General features: G+C 72.9%; 22 protein-coding genes. 8 read left to right on the forward strand and 14 right to left on the reverse strand.

Annotation, left to right across the window (positions count from 1 at the left end; translation table 11 throughout):
• Nucleotides 1–303: 303 nt before the first annotated feature.
• A complete protein-coding gene (locus tag ABD345_RS17210) occupies nucleotides 304–1,290 on the reverse strand; it encodes a tetratricopeptide repeat protein (protein ID WP_344553049.1) in 987 nt (328 codons plus the stop codon).
• Between the two features lie 350 nt (nucleotides 1,291–1,640).
• Here ABD345_RS17210 and ABD345_RS17215 point away from each other — a divergent pair, with 350 nt between their 5' ends.
• Complete coding sequence (locus ABD345_RS17215; RefSeq protein WP_344553050.1) at nucleotides 1,641–2,369, forward strand: TetR/AcrR family transcriptional regulator; 729 nt, start codon at nucleotides 1,641–1,643, stop codon at nucleotides 2,367–2,369.
• Between the two features lie 7 nt (nucleotides 2,370–2,376).
• On the opposite strand, the gene ABD345_RS17220 is transcribed toward ABD345_RS17215, so the two are convergent.
• The 4 genes from ABD345_RS17220 to ABD345_RS17235 all read right to left on the reverse strand — a co-directional run bounded on the left by ABD345_RS17220 (nucleotide 2,377) and on the right by ABD345_RS17235 (nucleotide 6,163).
• Nucleotides 2,377–3,249 (reverse strand): sigma-70 family RNA polymerase sigma factor, encoded by an 873-nt coding sequence (locus ABD345_RS17220; RefSeq protein ID WP_344553052.1) that lies wholly within the window; start codon nucleotides 3,247–3,249, stop codon nucleotides 2,377–2,379.
• Between the two features lie 111 nt (nucleotides 3,250–3,360).
• Nucleotides 3,361–5,046, reverse strand: a complete 1,686-nt coding sequence (icmA, locus tag ABD345_RS17225; RefSeq protein WP_344553053.1) for a coenzyme B12-dependent isobutyryl-CoA mutase large subunit — start codon at nucleotides 5,044–5,046, stop codon at nucleotides 3,361–3,363.
• Nucleotides 5,047–5,270: 224 nt separating this feature from the next.
• Entirely contained in the window at nucleotides 5,271–5,603 is a 333-nt protein-coding gene (locus tag ABD345_RS17230) for a DUF3817 domain-containing protein (protein ID WP_344553054.1), read from the reverse strand.
• Between the two features lie 20 nt (nucleotides 5,604–5,623).
• The gene (locus ABD345_RS17235) at nucleotides 5,624–6,163 is read right to left on the reverse strand and encodes a MarR family winged helix-turn-helix transcriptional regulator (RefSeq protein WP_344553055.1); all 540 of its coding nucleotides are present in this window, start codon (nucleotides 6,161–6,163) and stop codon (nucleotides 5,624–5,626) included.
• Nucleotides 6,164–6,624: 461 nt separating this feature from the next.
• On the opposite strand from ABD345_RS17235, the gene ABD345_RS17240 reads away from it, so the two are divergent.
• The gene (locus ABD345_RS17240) at nucleotides 6,625–8,259 is read left to right on the forward strand and encodes a M4 family metallopeptidase (RefSeq protein WP_344553056.1); all 1,635 of its coding nucleotides are present in this window, start codon (nucleotides 6,625–6,627) and stop codon (nucleotides 8,257–8,259) included.
• Between the two features lie 84 nt (nucleotides 8,260–8,343).
• Here the strand turns inward: ABD345_RS17240 and ABD345_RS17245 are convergent, their stop codons facing one another.
• Complete coding sequence (locus ABD345_RS17245) at nucleotides 8,344–8,670, reverse strand: DUF3817 domain-containing protein (protein WP_344553057.1); 327 nt, start codon at nucleotides 8,668–8,670, stop codon at nucleotides 8,344–8,346.
• 164 nt (nucleotides 8,671–8,834) lie between these two features.
• Here ABD345_RS17245 and ABD345_RS17250 point away from each other — a divergent pair, with 164 nt between their 5' ends.
• From ABD345_RS17250 to ABD345_RS17265, 4 genes are all read left to right on the forward strand, one after another.
• Nucleotides 8,835–9,608, forward strand: a complete 774-nt coding sequence (locus ABD345_RS17250) for a DUF2127 domain-containing protein (RefSeq protein WP_344553089.1) — start codon at nucleotides 8,835–8,837, stop codon at nucleotides 9,606–9,608.
• A gap of 152 nt (nucleotides 9,609–9,760) precedes the next feature.
• Nucleotides 9,761–10,399 carry an AIM24 family protein gene (locus ABD345_RS17255; protein ID WP_344553058.1) on the forward strand — a complete coding sequence of 213 codons (639 nt, stop codon included), beginning with the start codon at nucleotides 9,761–9,763 and terminating at the stop codon, nucleotides 10,397–10,399.
• Nucleotides 10,399–11,049, forward strand: a complete 651-nt coding sequence (locus ABD345_RS17260) for an AIM24 family protein (protein WP_344553059.1) — start codon at nucleotides 10,399–10,401, stop codon at nucleotides 11,047–11,049. The genes ABD345_RS17255 and ABD345_RS17260 overlap by 1 nt, the downstream gene beginning before the upstream one ends.
• Before the next feature lie 191 nt (nucleotides 11,050–11,240).
• The gene (locus ABD345_RS17265) at nucleotides 11,241–12,032 is read left to right on the forward strand and encodes an AIM24 family protein (RefSeq protein WP_344553090.1); all 792 of its coding nucleotides are present in this window, start codon (nucleotides 11,241–11,243) and stop codon (nucleotides 12,030–12,032) included.
• A 154-nt stretch (nucleotides 12,033–12,186) separates the two neighbouring features.
• On the opposite strand, the gene ABD345_RS17270 is transcribed toward ABD345_RS17265, so the two are convergent.
• From ABD345_RS17270 to ABD345_RS17295, 6 genes are all read right to left on the reverse strand, one after another.
• Entirely contained in the window at nucleotides 12,187–13,365 is a 1,179-nt protein-coding gene (locus tag ABD345_RS17270; RefSeq protein ID WP_344553060.1) for a cytochrome P450 family protein, read from the reverse strand.
• Nucleotides 13,362–13,910 (reverse strand): GTP-binding protein, encoded by a 549-nt coding sequence (locus ABD345_RS17275; RefSeq protein WP_344553092.1) that lies wholly within the window; start codon nucleotides 13,908–13,910, stop codon nucleotides 13,362–13,364. The genes ABD345_RS17270 and ABD345_RS17275 overlap by 4 nt, the downstream gene beginning before the upstream one ends.
• A gap of 70 nt (nucleotides 13,911–13,980) precedes the next feature.
• Entirely contained in the window at nucleotides 13,981–14,331 is a 351-nt protein-coding gene (locus ABD345_RS17280; RefSeq protein ID WP_344553061.1) for a DUF742 domain-containing protein, read from the reverse strand.
• Nucleotides 14,328–14,747, reverse strand: a complete 420-nt coding sequence (locus tag ABD345_RS17285; protein WP_344553062.1) for a roadblock/LC7 domain-containing protein — start codon at nucleotides 14,745–14,747, stop codon at nucleotides 14,328–14,330. The genes ABD345_RS17280 and ABD345_RS17285 overlap by 4 nt, the downstream gene beginning before the upstream one ends.
• Nucleotides 14,744–16,171 carry an ATP-binding protein gene (locus ABD345_RS17290; RefSeq protein ID WP_344553063.1) on the reverse strand — a complete coding sequence of 476 codons (1,428 nt, stop codon included), beginning with the start codon at nucleotides 16,169–16,171 and terminating at the stop codon, nucleotides 14,744–14,746. Before ABD345_RS17290 ends, ABD345_RS17285 begins: the two co-directional genes overlap by 4 nt.
• Nucleotides 16,172–16,238: 67 nt before the next feature.
• Nucleotides 16,239–17,210, reverse strand: a complete 972-nt coding sequence (locus tag ABD345_RS17295; protein WP_344553064.1) for an MBL fold metallo-hydrolase — start codon at nucleotides 17,208–17,210, stop codon at nucleotides 16,239–16,241.
• A 189-nt stretch (nucleotides 17,211–17,399) separates the two neighbouring features.
• On the opposite strand from ABD345_RS17295, the gene ABD345_RS17300 reads away from it, so the two are divergent.
• Nucleotides 17,400–17,918: a MarR family winged helix-turn-helix transcriptional regulator gene (locus ABD345_RS17300; protein WP_344553065.1), complete on the forward strand. Its 519-nt coding sequence runs from the start codon at nucleotides 17,400–17,402 to the stop codon at nucleotides 17,916–17,918.
• Nucleotides 17,919–17,971: 53 nt separating this feature from the next.
• On the opposite strand, the gene meaB is transcribed toward ABD345_RS17300, so the two are convergent.
• Nucleotides 17,972–18,925: a methylmalonyl Co-A mutase-associated GTPase MeaB gene (gene meaB / locus ABD345_RS17305; protein WP_344553066.1), complete on the reverse strand. Its 954-nt coding sequence runs from the start codon at nucleotides 18,923–18,925 to the stop codon at nucleotides 17,972–17,974.
• Between the two features lie 85 nt (nucleotides 18,926–19,010).
• On the reverse strand, nucleotides 19,011–20,201 hold the full coding sequence (locus ABD345_RS17310) for an acetyl-CoA C-acetyltransferase (protein ID WP_344553067.1): 1,191 nt from the start codon (nucleotides 20,199–20,201) through the stop codon (nucleotides 19,011–19,013).
• 245 nt (nucleotides 20,202–20,446) lie between these two features.
• Between ABD345_RS17310 and mce the strand changes: the two genes are divergently transcribed.
• Nucleotides 20,447–20,881, forward strand: coding sequence for a methylmalonyl-CoA epimerase (gene mce, locus ABD345_RS17315; protein WP_344553069.1), 435 nt, complete (start codon nucleotides 20,447–20,449; stop codon nucleotides 20,879–20,881).
• The last annotated feature ends 103 nt before the right edge of the window (nucleotides 20,882–20,984 follow it).

The raw sequence follows: 20,984 nt of genomic DNA on the forward strand, positions 1-20,984 counted from the left end.
AGGGACCGGGCGTCGCCGATCGTTCTCCAATCCAGGGCCGAGCACAAGAGGTCCGTTACTGACGGGTAATCCAACAGTGGCCAGGGGCGATCATGGAATCGAAGGCGACGCGACGGAGAGTGACCAAAATCGCATGTTCGCCTGATTTTCACCCGCGGAAACACCAACGAAACACCCCTCCGCCATCACATTCGGTGATAGCGGAGGGGTGATGTCAAGATTTGGTAAACGCAGCCCGAAGGCACTCGAAAGTCGTCAAATCGCCGCCGACACCGCAGGTCACCCGAGGTGTCACCGGGTGCCTCAGAACAGCACCCGGGCCAGGGCCTGCCGGGCCGCCACGGTGCGCGGGTCCTCCGGACCGATCACCTCGAACAGCTCCAGCAACCGCAGCCGGGCCGCGTCCCGGTCGTCCCCGAACGTCCGGGCGACGGTGTCGACCAGGCGGCCGAAGGCGTCCTCCACGTGCCCGCCGACCAGGTCCAGGTCGGCCGCCCTCAGCTGGGCCGGCACGTCCTTCGGGTCGGCCGCCGCCTCGGTGCGCACCTGCTGCGGGTCGAGCCGCTCCACCCGCTGCAGCAGCTGGGCCTGGGCCAGGCCGAGCTTGGCCTCGACGTGCCCGGGCCGGTCGCTCAGCACGTTCTGGTACGCCCGCACCGCGCCGGCCAGGTCGCCCCGGTCCAGCGCGTCGTGCGCCGCCTCCAGCGCGGGGTCGGCCGGCACCCGCGGCTCGGCCGCCGCGTCCTCGCCGCCGCCGACGCCGCCCCGGCCGCCGACGATGCCGAAGCGCTGCTCGGCCACCGCGATCAGCTGGTCCAGGACCTTGCGGACGTTCGCCTCGCTCTCGGCGCCCTGGAACAGCGGCACCAGCTGGCCCGCCACCACCGCCATCACGGCCGGGATCCCCTGGATCCCGAACTGCTGGGCGATCAGCTGGTTGGCGTCCACGTCGATCTTGGCGAGCACGATCCGGCCCGCGTACTCCTCGGCGAGGCGCTCCAGCACCGGACTGAGCTGCTTGCACGGGCCGCACCACTCGGCCCAGAAGTCCACCACCACCGGGACCTCGGCCGAGCGCTGGACCACCTCGGCCTCGAAGGTCCCCTCGGTGACGTCCAGCACCAGGGGGTAGTCCGCGAACGCCGGGACCTCGCCCGCCGCCGCCTGCCGGGCCCGTTCGGCCCGGGTCTGCTCCGCCTTCTGGGCGGCCTCTCCGGCCGCCTTCACCGCGGCGAGGTCCACCGCGCCGCGCAGGGCGGAGCTGTTGAGACGCGAATTCCGTGACTGCATGGCTCTATCCTCCCCCGCCGGAGCCGGTGCCGGGCGCCATCCGCCCGGAAAAACCGGAGCGAGCCGCCCGCCTCCCCGGCGGGGGCCCACCCGTTGCCTCGAACCGTTCGACGCCGGTCCCCACCGGTGTCGGGCGCCCGTCCGATCCCAGAGGACGGGGCGCGATTGGTCGTCGTTCTTTCGCTACTGGTCGTAGCGTATCTGCCTCCCGGGCTCCCCCCGCAAGCCCCCCGCCCCCTCCGGGAGCGTGAGCTGCCCCACTTTCCGGCACCGGGCGGCTGTCGGGCGGGCCGCCCGGTCGCTACCGTGGGACCTCGAAGTTACTTCCGAGTAAACAGTCTGGAGGCGAGGTGGCCCCCACCCCCCGGCAGCCCGCCGAGCACCCGGACCCGCCGGTCGCGACCACCACCGCGGCCGCGACCGTCCCGGAGCCGACCGCAGCCGCAGCCGCCCCGGTCGGGCCGGTCGGCCCGGTCGGCCGCGGCAAGGGGCGGCCCCGCAGCGCCGCCGCCGACCAGGCGATCCTGGACGCCACCCGCGAGGCGCTCGCCGACCTCGGCTGGGGCGGCCTGACCATGGGCGACGTCGCCCAGCGGGCCGGCGTCGCCAAGACCACGCTGTACCGGCGCTGGCCCTCCAAGAGCGAGCTCGTCGTCGACGCCATCGCCAGCCTCTTCGACCAGCTGGAGTGCGCCGACCGCGGCAGCCTGCAGGCCGACATCGAGGCGGTGGTCGCCCGCTTCGCCGAACTGCTCACCCTGCCCGAGACCCAGGCCGCGCTGCTCGCCCTGTTCGCCGAGGGCTCCCGCGACCCGCAGCTGCGCCGGCGGATCCGGGAGCGGATCGTCGAGCCGCAGAAGGTGCTGGTCGAGTTCGGCCGGGCCAACGCCCAGGCCCGCGGCGAGATGGACCCCGACCGCGACCGGGCCGCCGCCGACGAGGAGGTCGGGATCATCTTCGACGTCATCGCCGGCACCGTCGAGCACCGGCTGCTGGTGAGCGGCGAACCCGTCACCGCGGACTGGATCCGCCGCTTCACCACGCTGCTGCTGGGCCCCTTCCCGGGGCTGCTGCGCTGAGCCGTCCTCAGCTCGGCAGCGGCAGCACGGCCAGCCGGTCCGGGTCGGTCAGCACGTCGATCCGCGCGACCCGGCCGTCCACCACGGTGAACGACATCACCGAGACCGGCTTGCCGTCGACCACCGTCAGCGTGCCGTAGGTGCCGTTGACCAGCACCAGGCGCGCGAACGGCGCCAGGTGCCGGAAGCCCTGCGCCGACGACGCGATCACCGTGCCGCCGCGGATCACCTTGCTGAGCGCCGCCATGGCCGTCCCGCCGTCCGCCCGCAGCACCGCGTCCGGGGCGAGCACCGCCACCAGGCCCTCGAAGTCGCCCTCCCGGGAGGCCGCCAGGAACGCCTCCACCACGGCCCGCTGCGCCGCCGGGTCGCGGTCCGGCTCGGGCGCCCGCTCCTTGACCCGCTTGCGGGCCCGGCTGACCGACTGCCGCACCGCCGCCGGGGACTTGTCCAGCAGCGGCGCGATGTCCTCCAGCGGCACCGCGAACAGGTCGTGCAGCACGAACGCCAGCCGCTCGGACGGGCCCAGCGTGCCCAGCACCACCTGCAGCGCCAGCCCCACCCGGTCGCCGAGCAGCGCCGCCGCCTCCGGGTCGTCCCGCTCCGGCGCGGTCAGCACCGGGTCCGGCACCGCGGTGTCCAGCTCCTCCTCGCGCCGCCGCTCCCGGCTGCGCAGCTCGTTCAGGCACACCCGGGAGGCGACGGTGGTGAGCCAGCCGCCGAGGTTGTCCACCTCCTCGGCGTGCCGGTCCAGCCGCAGCCAGGTCTCCTGCACCGCGTCCTCGGCCGCGCCGAACGACCCGAGCATCCGGTAGGCCACCGCCCGCAGCCTCGGCCGGTGCGTCTCGAACCGCTCGGCGAGCAGCGCTCCCCCACCCATTCGTCCGTGTCCCTTCGTCCCGTCCCGTTCCGGTCCTCGCGCTTCGAGTATCGGTGTACGGAGGAGCGCCTGTCCGCCGGACTCGAACCGTTCTCGACCGGGGGGCCGGGGTCAGAAGGCGGCGTTCTCCCGGTAGGTGCCCCACTCCTCGCGCAGGGCGTGGCAGATCTCGCCGAGGGTGGCCTCGGCCCGGACGGCGCGCAGCATCGGCTCGATCATGTTGGTGCCCTCGCGGGCGGCGGTGAGCATGGCGTCGAGGCCGGCCCGGACGGCGGCCTCGTCGCGGTGCGACTTGCGCGCGCGCAGGGCGCGGACCTGCTCGCGCTCGACCTCGTGGCTGACCCGGAGGATCTCCAGTTCGGGGGTGACGCTGCGGGGGTGGCAGTTGACGCCGACCACCCGCTTGTCGCCCTTCTCGACGCCCTGCTGGTAGCGGAACGCGGCCTCGGCGATCTCGCCGGTGAACCAGCCCTCCTCGATGCCGCGCAGGATGCCGGCGGTCATCGGGCCGATCGGGTGCTCGGCGCTGCCCTTGTCCAGGATCCGCCGGAAGATCTCCTCGACCTGGGCCTCGATCCGGTCGGTGAGCGCCTCGACGTACCAGGAGCCGCCGAGCGGGTCGGCGACGTTGGTGACGCCGGTCTCCTCCATGATCACCTGCTGGGTGCGCAGGGCGATCTCGGCGGCCTGCTCGCTGGGGAGGGCGAGGGTCTCGTCCAGGGCGTTGGTGTGCAGCGAGTTGGTGCCGCCGAGGACGGCGGAGAGCGCCTCGACGGCGGTGCGGACCACGTTGTTGTACGGCTGCTGGGCGGTCAGCGAGACGCCCGCGGTCTGGGTGTGGAAGCGCAGCCACTGCGCCTTCTCGGTCTTCGCGCCGAAGTGGTCGCGCATCCAGCGGGCCCAGATCCGGCGGGCGGCGCGGAACTTGGCGATCTCCTCGAAGAAGTCGAGGTGGGCGTCGAAGAAGAAGGACAGGCCGGGGGCGAACACGTCCACGTCCAGGCCGCGGGAGAGGCCGAGTTCGACGTAGGCCAGGCCGTCGGCGAGGGTGTAGGCGAGCTCCTGGGCGGCCGTGGCCCCGGCCTCCCGGATGTGGTAGCCGGAGACCGAGAGCGGCTTGTAGGCGGGGATGCCGGCGGCGCAGTGCTCCATCAGGTCGCCGATCAGGCGCAGGTGCGGCTCGGGGGCGAAGAGCCACTCCTTCTGCGCGATGTACTCCTTGAAGATGTCGGTCTGCAGGGTGCCGTTCAGGACGGCCGGGTCGACGCCCTGGCGCTCGGCGGCCACCAGGTACATGCAGAAGACCGGGACGGCCGGGCCGCTGATCGTCATCGAGGTGGTGACCTCGCCGAGCGGGATGCCGCGGAACAGCACCTCCATGTCGGCGGCGGAGTCGATCGCGACGCCGCAGTGGCCGACCTCGCCGAGCGAGCGGTCGTCGTCGGAGTCGTAGCCCATCAGGGTCGGCATGTCGAAGGCGACCGAGAGGCCGCCGCCGCCCGCCTCCAGGATCATCCGGTAGCGCTCGTTGGTCTGCTCGGCGTTGCCGAAGCCGGCGAACTGGCGGATGGTCCAGGCCCGGCCGCGGTAGCCGGTGGGGTGCAGGCCGCGGGTGTAGGGGTACTCGCCGGGCCAGCCGATCCGCTCGAAGCCCTCGACGTCCTGGCCGGGCGGGGGCCCGTAGACGGGTTCGACGGTGTCACCGCTGAGGGTGGTGAAGTCCGCCTCGCGCTTGCGCGCCCCGTCGTACCGCTGCTGCCAGCGCTGCCGCCCGGCCTCGATCTGCTCGGCGTCCATCGGCTCCGACTCCCGCTCCGTGCGGCCGCCCCTCGTGGGCGCGGCAGAACTACTTGGATGTCCTACCAATTTACTCGGACGTCCTAGTACCTGTCGACGGTCCGCCCTCCGAACGCGCGGCGGCCGGCCCCTGAACGCGCGGGGCCGGCCCCGGACGCGCGAAGGGCGCCCCCCGGACGTGCGGGGGGCGCCCCGGCAGAGCGCTGGTGCGGGCGCGGGCGCGGTCAGGCGGCGACCGGCTCCGGCGCGGTGATCAGCGGCGCGACCTCGCGGCTGACCCGGCGCTCGACGAAGAACACGGCGGTGGGGATGGTGCCGGCCAGCAGGGTCCAGGCGAGCTTGCCCATCGGCCACTTGGCCTTGGTGCCCAGGTCGAAGGCGAACGCCAGGTAGACCACGTACAGCCAGCCGTGCGCGATGCCGACCGCGCTGGTGAAGCCCGACGCGCCCGAGACGTCGAAGACGTACTTGGCGATCACCCCGAGGGTGAGCAGGATCAGGAGCACACCGGTGAGGTAGGCCATGGCGCGGTAGCGGGTCAGCACACTCTGCTTCATACGGACGAGGGTAACCGCCCCTACGCGCCGTCCGGGCCGGGCCCCTCCTCGGCGGGGGCCTCGAAGTCGCCGGCCGCGATCCGCAGCGGGCGCAGCAGGTCGAAGACCTCGGCGCAGGCGTCGGCGTCGTAGCCGTCCAGGCCGAACTCGACGGCGACCAGGTCGCGGGTGGCCCGTTCGACGGCCTGGCGGCCGCGGTCGGTGATGGCGGCCAGCACGCCGCGGCCGTCGAGCGGGTTGGGGCGGCGGGTGACCAGGCCGGCCCGTTCCAGGCGGTCGACGGTGTTGGTGACGCTGGTGGGGTGGACCATCAGGCGCTCGCCGATCTTGGAGAGCGGGAGTTCGCCGGAGCGGCTGAAGGTGAGCAGCACCAGGGCCTCGTAGCGGGCGAAGGTGAGGCCGTGGGGCTTGACCACCGCGTCGACCCGGGCGAGCAGGATCTGGTGGGCGCGCATCACCGAGGTGATCGCCGCCATCGACGGCACCTTGCCCCAGCGCTGGGTCCAGAGTTCGTCGGCGCGGGCGATCGGGTCGAAGTCGAGGGCGAGGGGCTTGGGCACGCCACCACCGTACCCGCGGGCACGGGCGGGGGTAGCAGGTGTCCACGATGGTGAACAACCCGCCCCCCTTGGCGGGATCACGCCAAACAGACGAGCAGGCCCGACAACCGGCCCTTTACCGTGCATATTCCGGCAATATTCAGTGATTTCACCGGAGTTGGGCCTACCCGCAGACCGCGCGGCATGGTTCGCGGCGAAACCTCCGATTTCCCGGACCGCCCCCGACGGGGCCGCTGGCGAGAGTTTGCCAATAGTTGCCGAACCGCTGTTCCCGGCCGCCGCCGCCTCGTCATGCTTCTGGCCAGCCCCGTTCGACACCGCCGGACCACCCCGCCGGCCGCTGTCGCCTGACCGCACGGAGCTGCACGTCAGCACCCGTTCCGCCCCAGCAGGCACTGACCCCGGTGCCCCGGAGCGAGGTGCGACCGCGCACACGCGGTTGATCCGGAAGGAACCCGTACGTGAAGCGAAAGCTCGCAGTCGGCGCCGTCCTCTCTGCCTCGGCCCTGCTGGCCGGCGCGATCCAGGTGAGCGCCGGAACGGCGTACGCCGCCCCCGGCCCGGCCTCCCTCGGCCGGGCCGACCAGCTGGCCCTGGCCGCCACCCAGGCACCCGCCGCCGCCAAGGCGCTGGGCCTGGGCGCCCAGGAGAAGCTGGTCGTCAAGGACGCCGTCGTCGACGCCGACGGCACCCGCCACTTCCGGTACGAGCGCACCTACGGCGGGCTGCCGGTGCTCGGCGGCGACCTGGTCGTGCACCAGGCCGCCAACGGCAAGGTGAAGTCCACCGACAAGGCCGTGTCCGGCAGCCTGGCCCCCGCCTCGCTGAGCCCGAAGCTGACGGCCGGCCAGGCCGCCGCGAAGGCGACCGGCGCGGTGCAGGCCACCGTCGGCGTCGCGAAGGACGCCGACGAGGCCGCCCTCGCCTCGGTCTCCGGCGCCGGCGGCAACGCCCAGCTGGTGATCTGGGCCGCCGACGGCGCCCCGCGGCTGGCCTACCGGACCACCGTGGAGGGCGTCCGGGCGGACGGCACCCCCAGCCGGCAGCTGCTGGTCACCGACGCGGACAGCGGCGCGGTGCTCTCCGTCCACGAGCAGGTGCAGACCTCCAACGCGACCGGCACCGGCAACGGCGTGTTCGTCGGCAGCGTCTCGCTGACCACCAACTACACCGGCACCGCCTACCAGTTGAAGGACGCCACCCGCGGCGGCCAGTACACCACCACGCTGGCCAACAAGACCTCCGGCAAGGGCACCCTCTACTCCAAGACCACCAACTCCTGGGGCAGCGGCGCCGCCTCCAACGGCGAGTCGGCGGCCGTCGACGCCCAGTACGGCGCGGCCGTCACCTGGGACTTCTACAAGAACACCTTCGGCCGCAGCGGCATCCGCGGCGACGGCGTCGGCGCGTACAGCCGGGTGCACTACGGCAGCAACTACGTCAACGCGTTCTGGGACGACAGCTGCTTCTGCATGACCTACGGCGACGGCGCCTCCAACACCCACCCGCTGACCGAGCTCGACGTCTCCGGCCACGAGATGAGCCACGGTGTGACCTCCAACACCGCGGGCCTGAACTACTCGGGCGAGTCCGGCGGCCTGAACGAGGCCACCAGCGACATCTTCGGCACCCTGGTCGAGTTCTACGCCAACCTGCCGAAGGACAACCCGGACTACCTGATCGGCGAGCTGATCGACATCAACGGCAACGGCACGCCGCTGCGCTACATGGACAAGCCGTCCAAGGACGGCGCGTCCGCCGACTACTGGTCCTCCACGGTCGGCAACAAGGACGTCCACTACTCCTCGGGCGTCGCCAACCACTTCTTCTACCTGCTGGCCGAGGGCAGCGGCGCCAAGACGGTCAACGGCGTCAGCTACAACTCGCCCACCTACAACGGCGCGGCCGTGACCGGCATCGGCCGGGCCAAGGCCGCCCAGGTCTGGTACCGGGCGCTGACCGTCTACATGACCTCCACCACCAACTACAAGGCCGCCCGCACGGCGACCCTGAACGCGGCGAAGGACCTGTACGGCTCCGGCTCGACCGAGTACAACGCGGTCGCGGCGGCGTGGACCGGGGTGAACGTCAGCTGACGCCCACCGGGTAGCCGAGAAAGCCCGCGGCGGCCGGGCCTCCCACGAAGAGGCCCGGCCGCCGCGCACCACGTTCCGGACGGGTCAGGCGGCGGCCGCCGGCACCGGGGCGTCCAGCTCGCCGCGCTCCTCCTTGGCGAGCATCCGCTCGGCGAAGAAGCCGCCGGTCGGCAGCACCGACAGCACGAACAGCACCAGGCCGCGCTTCGGCTCCCAGCGGCGGGCCTGGTACGCCTGCACCAGGAACACCAGGTAGAGGACGAACAGCACGCCGTGCACCGTGCCCATCACCGGCACGCCGTTGAAGCTGGTGGTGCGCTTCAGCACCGAGCAGATCAGCAGCAGGATGAAGGACAGCCCCTCGGGGCCGGAGACCAGGCGCAGACGGTGGACGGCGGCGACGCTCTTCACGGGATTCCTCACGGGGCACGGCGGACGGCTTCGCTTGTGAAGGGATGCACAAGCCGGGACCATTATCACCGACCCGACACCGGCGCCGACCGGGGACCCCCTATCCTGCTGTGCTGCGCGCTCCGAGCGTCGGACCGCGCGGACCCACGGGGGGACACCACATGCTGAAGCGGGACTGGGACCGCCACACCTGCGCCAAGCGCGGCCACATCACCTACGCGCCCGACGAACCCGACCTGCGCGGCCGCCTGCACGCCGCCACCGCGGTCGGCACCGTCTGGCGCTGCCTGCGCTGCGGGGACTTCGCGCTCGGCGAGCCGCACGGCTCCGGCCCGGCCCAGGACGCGCCGCTGGTGCCCCGCGGCAAGGCCCTGCGCGACCTGTTCATCCTGCGCTTCCTGGCCGTCGAGCGGCTGCTGCGCGGCCTGCTGATCGTGATCGTCGCCTGGGGCGTGTGGAAGTTCTCCAACAGCAAGGACGCGGTGCGCCGGATCTTCGACGAGAACCTGACCGTCTTCAAGCCGGTCACCGACCACTTCCACTTCGACCTGGAGCACTCGCCGATCGTCGACACCGTCCGCAAGACCTTCGACTACAAGCACTCCACCCTGGTCTACGTGGCGGTCGCGCTGCTGCTGTACGCGCTGATCGAGATCGTCGAGGCGTTCGGCCTGTGGTGGGGCCACCGCTGGGCCGAGTACCTGACCGTGGTCGCCACCGCCGCCTTCCTGCCGCTGGAGGGCTACGAGCTCACCGAGCACGTCAGCGCGCTGAAGATCTGCACGCTGCTGCTGAACGTCGCCGCGGTGCTCTGGATCATGCTCTCCAAGCGGCTGTTCGGCCTGCGCGGCGGCCGCGCCGCGTTCGAGGCCGAGCGGCACTCGGCCTCGTTCCTTGAGGTGGAGGCCTCGGCGGGGGCGCTGCCGCAGCCGGCCTGACGCTCCGTCCACGATCACTCCGTCCACGATCGGGCGGGATGTCCCGTTATGCCCGACTGACGGTATGTCCGATGTACGGGTTTCGTACCGAACCGGTACCAGCCCGCCCCGGCCCCCTCCCCACCGGCGGAGGGGGCCGCTACATTCCGGACGTGGCACAGTTCCGACTCCAGGGGTCCAGAGTCCTCGCCGTCGATCTCGCCGGGGACACCGTCAAGGCACGCAACGGCTCGATGGTCGCCTACACCGGACAGATGGGCTTCAAGAAGCTCACCGGCGGCGGCGACGGCCTGCGCGGCATGGTCACCCGCCGGCTCACCGGCGAGCGCATGGAGGTCATGGAGGTGAAGGGGCAGGGCACCTGCTACTTCGCCGACCAGGCCACCGAGATCAACCTCGTCCGACTGAACGGCGAGACGCTGTTCGTCGAATCCGACAACCTGCTCTGCACCGAGGCGTCGCTGCGCACCGGCACCTCCTTCACCGGCCTGAACGGGATGGCGAGCGGCAACGGCCTGTTCACCACCAAGGTCGAGGGCCAGGGCTGGGCGGCGGTCACCTCCAACGGCCCGGCGGTGATCCTCCGGGTCGCCCAGGGGCTGCCGCTGCGGGTCGACCCCGGCGCGTACATCGCGCACACCGGCAACCTGCACCGGGCGCTCAAGTCCGGCGCGGGCTGGTCCACGCTGATCGGCGAGGGCGGCGGCGAGGCCATGCAGGTCGAGTTCACCGGCGAGGGCCTGGTCTACGTCCAGCCCTCCGAGCGCGTCACGCTGGGGGGCGAGGTCTGATGGGGTTCACCCGGATCAACGGGAAGATGGTCTCCGCCCAGGTGGTGCCCGGGCAGCGGATCCTCTCCCAGCGCGGCGCGATGCTCGGCTACACCGGCGAGGTCAGCTTCCAGCCCAACCTGATGGGCGGCCAGGGCGGCGTGATGTCGATGATCGGCCGCCGGGTCGCCAACGAGGACACCCCGCTGATGACCGTCGAGGGCCACGGCACCGTGATGTTCGGCCACGGCGGCCACCACGTGCACGTGGTCGACCTGGTCGGCGACACCCTCTACGTGGAGGCCGACCGGCTGCTCGCCTTCGAGGGCAGCCTCCAGCAGTCCACCATGTTCATGGGCCAGCAGGGCGGCCTGATGGGCGTGGTCCGCGGCCAGGTCACCGGCCAGGGCCTGTTCACCACCAAGCTCACCGGCAAGGGCGCGGTCGCCGTGATGGCCCACGGCGGCGTGATCGAACTGCCGATCTTCCCCGGCCAGCCCGTCCACGTCGACCCGCAGGCGTACGTCGCCCACCGGGGCGAGGTCACCAACAAGCTCTCCACCGCCCTCGGCTGGCGCGACATGGTCGGCCGCGGCTCCGGCGAGGCGTTCCAGCTCGAACTGTCCGGGCAGGGCACGGTGTACGTCCAGGCCAGCGAGGTGAAGCTCTGATGTCCTACCCCCCGCAGAACCCCTACGGCCAGCAGCCGTACGGCCAGCAGCCCCCGCCGTACCCGCCGCAGGGTCCCCCGCCCGGGTACTCCCAGCAGCAGTACGAGCAGTCCCACCAGGCCACCCAGGCCGGGATGCACGTCCCGCCGCCGCCCTACCAGGCGCCCCCCGCCGGGCAGTTCGGCGCACCGGTGTTCCAGCCGCCCGGCGGCGACGGCCCGCGGATCTGGGACGTCGCCACCCTGCCGGCCGACGACAACGTCAACCCGTACTGCTTCTCGGTCGACCTGAACGGCGCGTACTACCTGCAGAAGGGCAAGATGATCGCCTACTACGGCGAGATGCGCTTCTCCGGGATCGGCCGCGGCGTGCTCGACCGGGTGCTGGAGCAGAACTTCAACTCCCCGCTGCACGCCTCCGACTGGGTGGTCGCCGAGGGGCGCGGCAAGCTGCTGCTGGCCGACCGGGCGTACGACCTCAACTCGTACGACCTTCAGGACGGCAACCTGACGGTGCGCTCGGGGAACCTGCTGGCCTTCGAACCCTCGCTGCGGCTCAAGCAGTCGATCATCCCGGGCTTCCTGACCCTGATCGGCACCGGCAAGTTCGTCGCCGCCTCCAACGGGCCGGTGCACTTCGTCGAACCGCCGATCCGGGTCGACCCGCAGGCCCTGGTCGGCTGGGCGGACTGCCCCGCGCCCTGCCACCACTACGACCACGGCTACCTGCACGGCGTCCTCGGCGGCCTCCGGCACCTGACCGGGATCGGCGGCGCGAGCGGCGAGGAGCACCAGTTCGAGTTCATCGGGGCCGGCCAGGTGCTGATGCAGTCCTCCGAGAAGCTGCTGGCCGAACGCTCCGTCGGCGTCGTCGCGGCCGAGGCCGGCGTCCCGGGCGCGGGCGTCCCGCACCAGCAGCAGCACGGCGGCGGCATGACGGGGCTGGGCAACCTGGGCGACCTCGGACGCCGCTTCGGGCTGTAGGGAGCGGCCGAACCAGGGGCGCGGGGAACTGCGCGGCCGAGCGAGCACGCACCGCGGGATCGCGATGCGGGACAGTGACTTGCACTATCTCGCGATCTTGCTGACGTGCGACTCCGCTGCGCGCAGTTCCCCGCGCCCCTGGCTTCGCTCATTCCTACAGGGGCGTGAATTCGACCGGGAGGGCGGTCAGGGCGCGGTGGATCGGGCCCGGGCGCCACAGGACGTCCGCGGTGGGGACGGCCAGGCGGAGGTCGGTGAGGCGGCTGATCAGGTACTCGATGGCGGTGACGGCCATCAGGACGGCGGGCTGGCGGGCCGGGCAGCGGTGCGGGCCGGCCCCCCAGGCGAGGTGGGCGTAGGAGCCGCCGAGGGACTCGCTCTCGGCGGGGGTGAGCGCGGCCTGGGCGTTGGCGGAGGCGTAGGAGACCAGGACGGGCTGCTCGGGGGTGAGCGCGGTGCCGTGGAAGACGATCTCGTGCCGGGGGTAGTGCGGGGAGAAGTTGGACAGCGGAGGGTCGTTCCAGAGCACCTCGTTGACCGCGTCGTGGGCGGTCATCGCGCCGCTGTGCAGCGAGCCGGCGTAGCGGTCGTCGGAGAGCATCCGCAGCAGCGAGCCGGCGATCAGGTTGGCGGTGGGTTCGTGGCCGGCCATCAGGGTGAGGGTGATGTGCCGGACGACCTCGTCGTCGGCGAGCCGCGCGGGGTGGCCGAGGAACGCGGAGATCAGGTCGTGCCGGGGGGCGGTGCGGCGTTCGGCGACCTGTTCGGTGATGACGGCGACCAGGCCGGCGTACGCGGCGGCGGCGCCGGAGGAGGTCTCGAAGGCGCGGTTCATCGCGGTGCTGATCCGGTCGATGTCCGGTTCGGGGACGCCGTACCAGGAGGTGAGGATGAGCAGCGGCAGCCGGTAGGCGTACTGGGCGAGCAGGTCGGCCTTCCCGGCGCCGGCGAACTCGGCGATGAGCTGTTCGGCGACGGCGGTGGTGTCGCGCTGCAGCAGGTGGGGTTCGAGGATGCCGACGCTGTCGGTGATGACCTGGCGGTAGCGGGCGTGCGCGGGGCCGTCGGAGAACAGCGCGGTGGGGCGCCAGCCGAACAGCGGCAGCAGCGGGGAGTCGGCGGGCTGGGTGGCCTGCCAGCGGCGCGGGTCGCGGGTCCAGGTGTCGGTGTCGCGGAGGACTTCCAGGGCGACGTGGTAGTCGGTGACCAGCCAGGCGTCGACGCCGGGGGCGAGTTCGACCGGGGCGAGCGGTCCGCGGTCGCGCAGCCGGGCGTAGTGGGCGTGCGGGTCGGCGGCGAACTGCGGCCCGTAGAGGGCGGTGCGGACGGTCACGGGGCGCTCTCCGGGGGCAGCCGGTCCAGGACGTGTTCGGTGAGGGCGATCAGGGCGTCGACGCAGCCCGCGCGTTCGCGGGCGTCGCACTCGACCAGCGGGGTGGCCGGGTCGAGGTCGAGGGCGGCGCGGACGGCGTCGAGGGCGATCGGCGGGGTGTCGGGGAAGCGGTTGACGGCGACGGCGTAGGGCAGTCCGGCCTCCTCGATCAGGTCCATGGCGTCGAAGGCGTCGGCGAGCCGGCGGGTGTCGACCAGGACGAGCGCGCCGAGGGCGCCGCGGGCGAGGTCCTCCCAGAGCGGGAGGAAGCGGCGCTGGCCGGGCGTGCCGAACAGGTAGAGGACGAAGTCGCCGTCGGCGAGGGTGATCCGGCCGAAGTCGACGGCGACGGTGGTGGCGGTCTTGCCGGGGGTGCGGCTGACGTCGTCGACCGGGACGCTCGCCGCGGTCATGGTCTCCTCGGTGTGCAGGGTCGGGATCTCCGACAGGGTGCGCACGAAGGTGGTCTTGCCGACCCCGAACGGCCCGCTGACCATGAGTTTCATCAGGACCGGGTCGGTGGGGGGCAGGTAGGCCGGGGCTCCTGACGGGGCGTCGCCGGCCAGGACGGCACTGCTACTTGAGGGCGCGAAGTCCACTGAGGAGCCTTTCGGCGAGGTCCCGGTTGACCGGCTGGGCGGAGGGGATCGGCGCGCGGACCGAGAGCGCGCCGCGCTCGGCCAGGTCGGCGGCGACGAAGACGGTGGCGCTGACCGGCAGCCGGAGGTGGGCGGCGGCCTCGGCGAGGGTCAGCGCGCCGGGGCGGACCAGCTCCCATAACTGGCGGTGTTCGCCGCCGAGTCCGGCCGGGAGGTCGGCGGCGGCGTGCAGCACGCTGAGCCGGTCCAGGCCGTGGGTGCCGGCGGCGGCGGTGCGGCCGTGGGTGGCGAGGTAGGCGGGCACCAGCCGGCGGCGCGGCGTCGTCATGTGTGGCTCGCTTCCCGGGCGGGGCTGGCCAGGGCCCGGGCGAGCGCGGCCACCTGGACCTGCATCTGGTAGGCGATGGTGCCCAGGTCGGCGCCGGGGAGGGCGAAGACGGCCAGCGAGGAGTTCTCGCCGGCCGGGGTGACCACGGCGTAGCCGTGCTCGGACTCGACCACGGTCTGGTTGAGCGCGACCTTCTCGGCGCCGGTGAAGGCGGTGGTGAAGGCGCGGGCGGCGGCGTGCAGCGAGGCGGTCATCGCGGCGACCCGGTCGGCGCCGTCCCGGCCGAGGTCGGCGGAGTGGCCGGTGACCAGTCCGTCGCCGGTGGCGATGACGGCGTTCTGCACGCCGGGGAGGTCGAGCAGCGGGGTGAGGACCCAGGAGAGGTCCTCGGTGTGGCGGCGGAGCGGGGCGGTCACGGGGTTTCTACTCCTTCGGGTGCGGCGGGCCCCTGGGGGCGCGCGGGGCGGTCGACGGCACTGCGTCCGGCGGCGGTGCCGGACTGGAGTGCCGCCCACGCGCTGCGGGCCCGGTCGGGGGTGGTGCCCGCCGGGGCGGTGGCCGCCGGGGCGGTGCTCGCCGGGGCGGGGAGGGGGGACGGGGCGTCCTGCTGCGGGACGCGGGGGGTGCGGCGCTTGCGGGTGGGGAGGGCGTCGCCGGCGTCGAACACCGGTGCGCTCTGGGTGATCGGGCGCGGGGCGAGGGCGGAGAGCGGGTTGGCCGGGTCGGTCAGGGTGAGCAGCTCGGCGGGCAGCCGCAGGATGGCCCGGACGCCCCCGTACGGGGAGGGTTCGACCCGGCAGCCGAAGCCGAACTGCCGGCAGAGCAGGCCGATCACCGCGAAGCCGGCCTGCGGCGGGTCGCCGAGTTCGGTGAGCAGCACCTCGGCCTGGCCGTCGAGCAGGTCGCCGGCCCGTTCGAGCTGGTCGGGCTCCATGCCGACGCCCATGTCGTCGACCACCACCAGGGCGCCGGAGCTGCCCTGTTCGATGGCGACCACGACCCGGGTCTCGGGGTGGGAGTAGGCGGTGGCGTTGCCGAGGATCTCGGCGAGCGCGATGGCGACGGGTTCGGCGGCCCGGGCGGCCACCGCGAGCCGGGGTTCGCGCAGGTGGTTGGTGATCTCGATGCGGGCGTAGCCGGCCACCCGGGACTGGGCGCCGACGCAGAGTTCGGCGAGCGGGGAGTCCTCCCGGGTCATGCCGGGCCAGGCGCCGGAGAGCACGGCGAGGGACTGCACCCGGCGCAGGGTGAGTTCGTTGCGGAAGTCGAGGGCGAGCAGCCGGGGGTCGTCGACGGAGAGCTGCACCTCCTCCAGCAGCGAGCGGACCTGGATCAGCAGGGCCTGGATCTTGGAGGCGGCGCCGCGCAGGGCGGCCCGGGCGGCGGCGTCGGTGCGTTCGCGTTCGGCGAGCGCGGCGCGGACGGCGGCGGTGAGCACGGCGTCCAGGGCGCGGTGCAGTTCCTCGTTGCCGCCGGCGGTGTCGAGCGGTCCGGGGACGGGGGTGCGGGGGTGGGTGAGCGCGGTGGCGGCGGCGGGCAGCCGTTCGTGCGCGAGGTGGGTGAACTCGCGCGCGGCGGCGGTGAGCCGGGCCTCGGCGAGGGTGTGCCGGGCCTCGGCCGCGTGGGCGCGGGCCTCGGCGGCCCGGGCGCGCTCCTCGCCCGTGCGGGCGCGGTTCTCGGCGGCCCGGGCGCGGACCTCGGCGCCCTGGGCGCGGTTGTCGGTCTCGGCGGCGCGCCGGTTGGCGGCGCGGGCGGTGCGGACCGCGCGCCGGACGGACCACAGGAGGGGTCCTGCGGTCAGGGCGGCGCCGGCCAGCAGGGCGAGCACGATCTCGACCATGGGGTCCTCGGGGGGAGTCGTCGCTGCGGGGACGGGTGCGGGGGCGTGAGCCGTCGGTGGTGCGGGCTCAGGCGGTGCGCTGCCGGGCCAGGTGGGCCATCCGGCCGACGACCTCCAGCATGGCGGGCGGCTCGGTGCCGTCGAGGTGCCGGTACTCGGTGCCGATGGTGACCAGCAGCCGCTCGGGGAGGCCGAGTTCGGGGTAGCGGGCCTCGCCGATGACGGTCCGGGCGGCCTCGGCGGCCGGGACGCCGGCGGCGTGCAGGGCGTGCGCGCGGTCGCGGACGTAGCGCAGGTAGCCGGCGTGGGAGCGCAGGTCGGCGCGGGTGAGCAGCGGGCCGTGGCCGGGGACGACGGTCTCGGCGCCGGTGTCGAGCAGCCGCTCGACGGCGTCGATGACGTTGCCGAGCGGGCCGGCCCAGTGCACGGGGTGGTCGCCGGGCCGTTCGGCGGTGGTGCCGAAGACGACGTCGCCGGTGAAGACGGTGGAGCGGGTGGGCAGGTGGACGATCAGGTCGCCGCTGGTGTGGGCCGGCGGGAGGCTGCTGATCTGCACCGGGATGTCGCCGACGCGCAGTTCGAGTTCGCCGGTGAAGACGGTGTCGGGGACGACCGGCGGGGTGTCGGCCCAGTTGAAGCAGCCGAAGTGCTCCTGCAGGTAGGCGCCGGTGTCGCCGTCCTTGTCGAAGGTCTGCAGCAGGGCGTGCTGCTGTTCGGGGGTGGGCTCGTAGGCGATGTGGTGCAGCGCCTCGCGGGTGGTGATCACCTCGGCGTCGGGGAGGACGCCGGCGCCCCACATGTGGTCGCCGTTGGCGTGGGTGACGACGATCCGCTCGACCTCGGTGCCGGGGGGCAGGACGGCACGGGTGCGCTGCAGGAACTCGCCGGCCAGCGTGCGGTCGTAGGGGGTGTCGATCCACAGGGCGGCGCCCCCGGCGGTGACCAGGCCGCAGTTGGCCAGTCCCCAACCGCGTTGCTGCGGCTGCCACGCGTATATACCGTCGGCTATCGAATGGAAGTGCGCGCTCCGCGTCGTCATGGGCGCGATTATGCCCAACTCTGTGTCACCGTTTGACTCCGGCCCACGGATTGAACGTGCGCGGTTCAACTGCCCCGCCCGGGAAGGCGGTTGTGCGGGGACGGAGCAGTTGCGGCGGACCGGAAGCGGATCCGGAACGCCGGTTGTGAATTCGTACAATATTGAACAACCTCGGCTATACTCGGTCCCATGGACAACTCCGTGACCGAAGCGCCCGAGGTCCCCCCCGCCCGGGAGGCGGAGGCGGGCACCCCGTGGCTGGACGCCCGCGAGCAGCGCTTCTGGCGCGCCCACCTGGAGGTCGGCAAGCTCCTCGACCACCAGCTGAGCCGGGAGCTGCACGCCCACAACCTCGCCATCAACGACTACGAGATCCTGGTCGTGCTCTCCGAGTCCCCCGAGCGCCGGATGCGGATGACCGACCTGGCCACCGCCACCCTGCAGTCCAAGAGCCGGCTCTCGCACCAGATCACCAGGATGGAGGCGGCCGGCCTGGTGCTGCGCCAGGAGTGCCCGGGAGACCGCCGCGGCCTGTACGCGCACCTCACCGAGCACGGCTGGGAGACCCTGCGGAAGGTCGCCCCGGACCACGTCCGCAGCGTCCGCGAGCACTTCATCGACCGGCTCACCGACGAGCAGTTGGACGCGCTGTACGCCGCCCTGGCCCCGATCGCCGAGCACCTGCGCGGGCTCCGCGGCCGGGGCTGACGGAGGGCCTCGCCGGGGCTGTCGGAGGGCCTCGCCGGGGCTGTCGGAGGGCCTCAGGAGGTCAGTTCGGCCACCAGCCGGTCCGCCGCCGCGTACGGGTCGAGCTCGCCCGCCGCGACCCGCCCGGCCAGCGCGTCCAGGTGCCGGTCGCCGCGCAGGTCGCCGATCCGGGCGCGCAGCGCGGCCAGCGTGATCGCCTCGACCTCCTGGGCGGCCCGGCGGCGGCGGCGGGCGTCCAGCTCGCCGGTCTCGGCCAGCCAGCCGCGGTGCTTCTCCAGCGCCTCGACGAGTTCGTCCACGCCCTCGCCGCGGGCCGCCACGGTCTTGACGATCGGCGGCCGCCAGTCGCCGGCCTGCCGGGACTCCCCCAGGCCGAGCATGTGGTTGAGCTCGCGGGCGGTGGCGTCCGCGCCGTCCCGGTCGGCCTTGTTGACCACGAACACGTCGCCGATCTCCAGGATGCCCGCCTTGGCGGCCTGGATGCCGTCGCCCATGCCGGGGGCCAGCAGCACCACCGCGGTGTCGGCCTGCGCGGCGACCTCCACCTCGGACTGCCCGACGCCGACGGTCTCCACCAGGATCACGTCGCAGCCGGCCCCGTCCAGCACCCGCAGCGCCTGCGGGGCGGCCCAGGCCAGGCCGCCGAGGTGGCCGCGGGTGGCCATCGAGCGGATGAACACCTCCGGGTCGGTGGCGTGCTCCTGCATCCGCACCCGGTCGCCGAGCAGCGCGCCGCCGGAGAACGGCGAGGACGGGTCGACGGCGAGCACCCCGACCCGCTTGCCGAGCCGCCGGTAGGCGCTGACCAGCGCCGAGGTGGAGGTGGACTTGCCCACCCCGGGCGAGCCGGTCAGGCCCACCGTGTAGGCCCGCCCGCTGTGCGGGGCGAGCGCCGCCATCACCTCGCGCAGTTCGGGCGCGGCGTTCTCCACCAGCGTGATCAGCCGGGCCACCGCCCGGGGACGGCCCTGCCGGGCCTGTTCGACCAGCGTCGCCACATTGGCCATCGAAATCGCTCCTCGCAGCCAGCGGAAAAGACGGACGCCCCGCGGCACCGTACGCGACGGCGCTGCGGGGTCCTCGGACGTTCGGTCAGCCCTGCGCGGGGACCTTGACGATCAGCGCGTCGCCCTGGCCGCCGCCGCCGCACAGCGCGGCCGCGCCGACCCCGCCGCCGCGGCGCTGCAGCTCCAGCGCCAGGTGCAGCACGACGCGGGCGCCGGACATGCCGATCGGGTGGCCGAGCGCGATCGCGCCGCCGTTGACGTTGACGATCGAGTCGTCCACGCCGAGGTCCTTCATCGACTGGTGCGCGACGGCGGCGAACGCCTCGTTGATCTCGATCAGGTCGAGGTCGCCGACCTGTAGGCCCTCCTTGGCGAGGGCGTGCTTGATCGCGTTGGACGGCTGCGACTGCAGCGAGTTGTCCGGGCCCGCGACGTTGCCGTGCGCGCCGATCTCGGCGATCCAGCTCAGGCCCAGCTCCTCGGCCTTGGCCCTGCTCATCACCACGACGGCGGCGGCGCCGTCGGAGATCTGCGAGGAGGTGCCGGCGGTGATGGTGCCGTCCTTGCTGAAGGCGGGGCGCAGCTTGGCCAGGCCCTCGACGGTGGTGTCGGCGCGGATGCCCTCGTCCTGGCCGAACAGCACCGGGTCGCCCTTGCGCTGCGGGATGGCGACGGGCACGATCTCGGCCTCGAACACGCCGTCGGCCTGGGCCTTGGCGGCGCGCTGGTGGGAGGCGGCGGCGATGGCGTCCTGCACCTCGCGGGTGATGCCGAGCCGGGTGTTGTGCTTCTCGGTGGACTCGCCCATCGGGATGTTCTCGTAGGCGTCGGTCAGGCCGTCGTGGGCCATCGAGTCGAGCATCCCGATCGCGCCGTACTTGAAGCCCTCTCGGGACTTGGGCAGCAGGTGCGGGGCGTTGGTCATGGACTCCTGGCCGCCGGCCACCACGATGTCGAACTCGCCGGCCCGGATCAGCTGGTCGGCCAGCGCGATCGCGTCCAGCCCGGAGAGGCAGACCTTGTTGACGGTCAGCGCCGGGACGTTCAGCGGGATGCCGGCCTTGACCGCCGCCTGCCGGGCCGGGATCTGGCCCGCGCCGGCCTGCAGCACCTGGCCCATGATCACGTACTGGACCTGGTCGCCGGTGATGCCGGCCCGCTGCAGCGCCGCCTCGATCGCGAAGCCGCCGAGCTCGGCGCCGGAGAATCCCTTGAGCGAGCCGAGCAGCCGCCCCATCGGGGTACGGGCACCTGCGACGATCACAGAAGTAGTCATGGACGAGCCCCTTCGCGCGTCGGACCAGAGGGTATGGAGATGCCGTCAATGTACTGACCGGTCACCTCTGCGTCACCGCCGCAACGGTGTGATCAGCGCTACTGGCACTCCCCAGTGAACACCGTGCCGGAACGGGGCCGGAAACGTGTGAGCAGACTCGCAGGACGGGCTGCTGGCGCCCGGCCGCCGGGATGCGCTGCACTGGGTGCCATCCCTCGCCGTCCCGCCCCTTCCGGAGGACACCCGTGCTGACCCGCATCGACCACATCGGCATCGCCTGCTTCGACCTGGACCGGACCGTCGAGTTCTACCGCGCGACGTACGGCTTCGAGGTGTTCCACACCGAGGTCAACGAGGAGCAGGGCGTCCGCGAGGCCATGCTGAAGATCAACGACACCGGGGACGGCGGCGCCTCCTACCTGCAGCTGCTGGAGCCGACCCGGGAGGACTCGACGGTGGCCAAGTGGCTGGCCAAGAACGGCGAGGGCGTGCACCACGTCGCCTTCGGCACCGCCGACGTGGACGGGGACGCCGCCGCGATCGCGGGCAAGGGCGTGCGGGTGCTGTACGACGAGCCGCGGCGCGGTTCGATGGGCTCCCGGATCACCTTCCTGCACCCCAAGGACTGCGGCGGCGTGCTGACCGAACTGGTCACCAGCGCGAATCCGTCCGAACACTGACCGATTCGGGTACGGAGCCTGCACGGAAGCGGACCGACCGGTAACGAACCGGTCGGTAACTTCCGAAAAGCACCTCACCCCCATTCCCCCGGGAGCGGCTCCC

It is taken from the genome of Kitasatospora saccharophila (assembly GCF_039529925.1).
Classification (GTDB): Bacteria; Actinomycetota; Actinomycetes; order Streptomycetales; family Streptomycetaceae; genus Kitasatospora; species Kitasatospora saccharophila.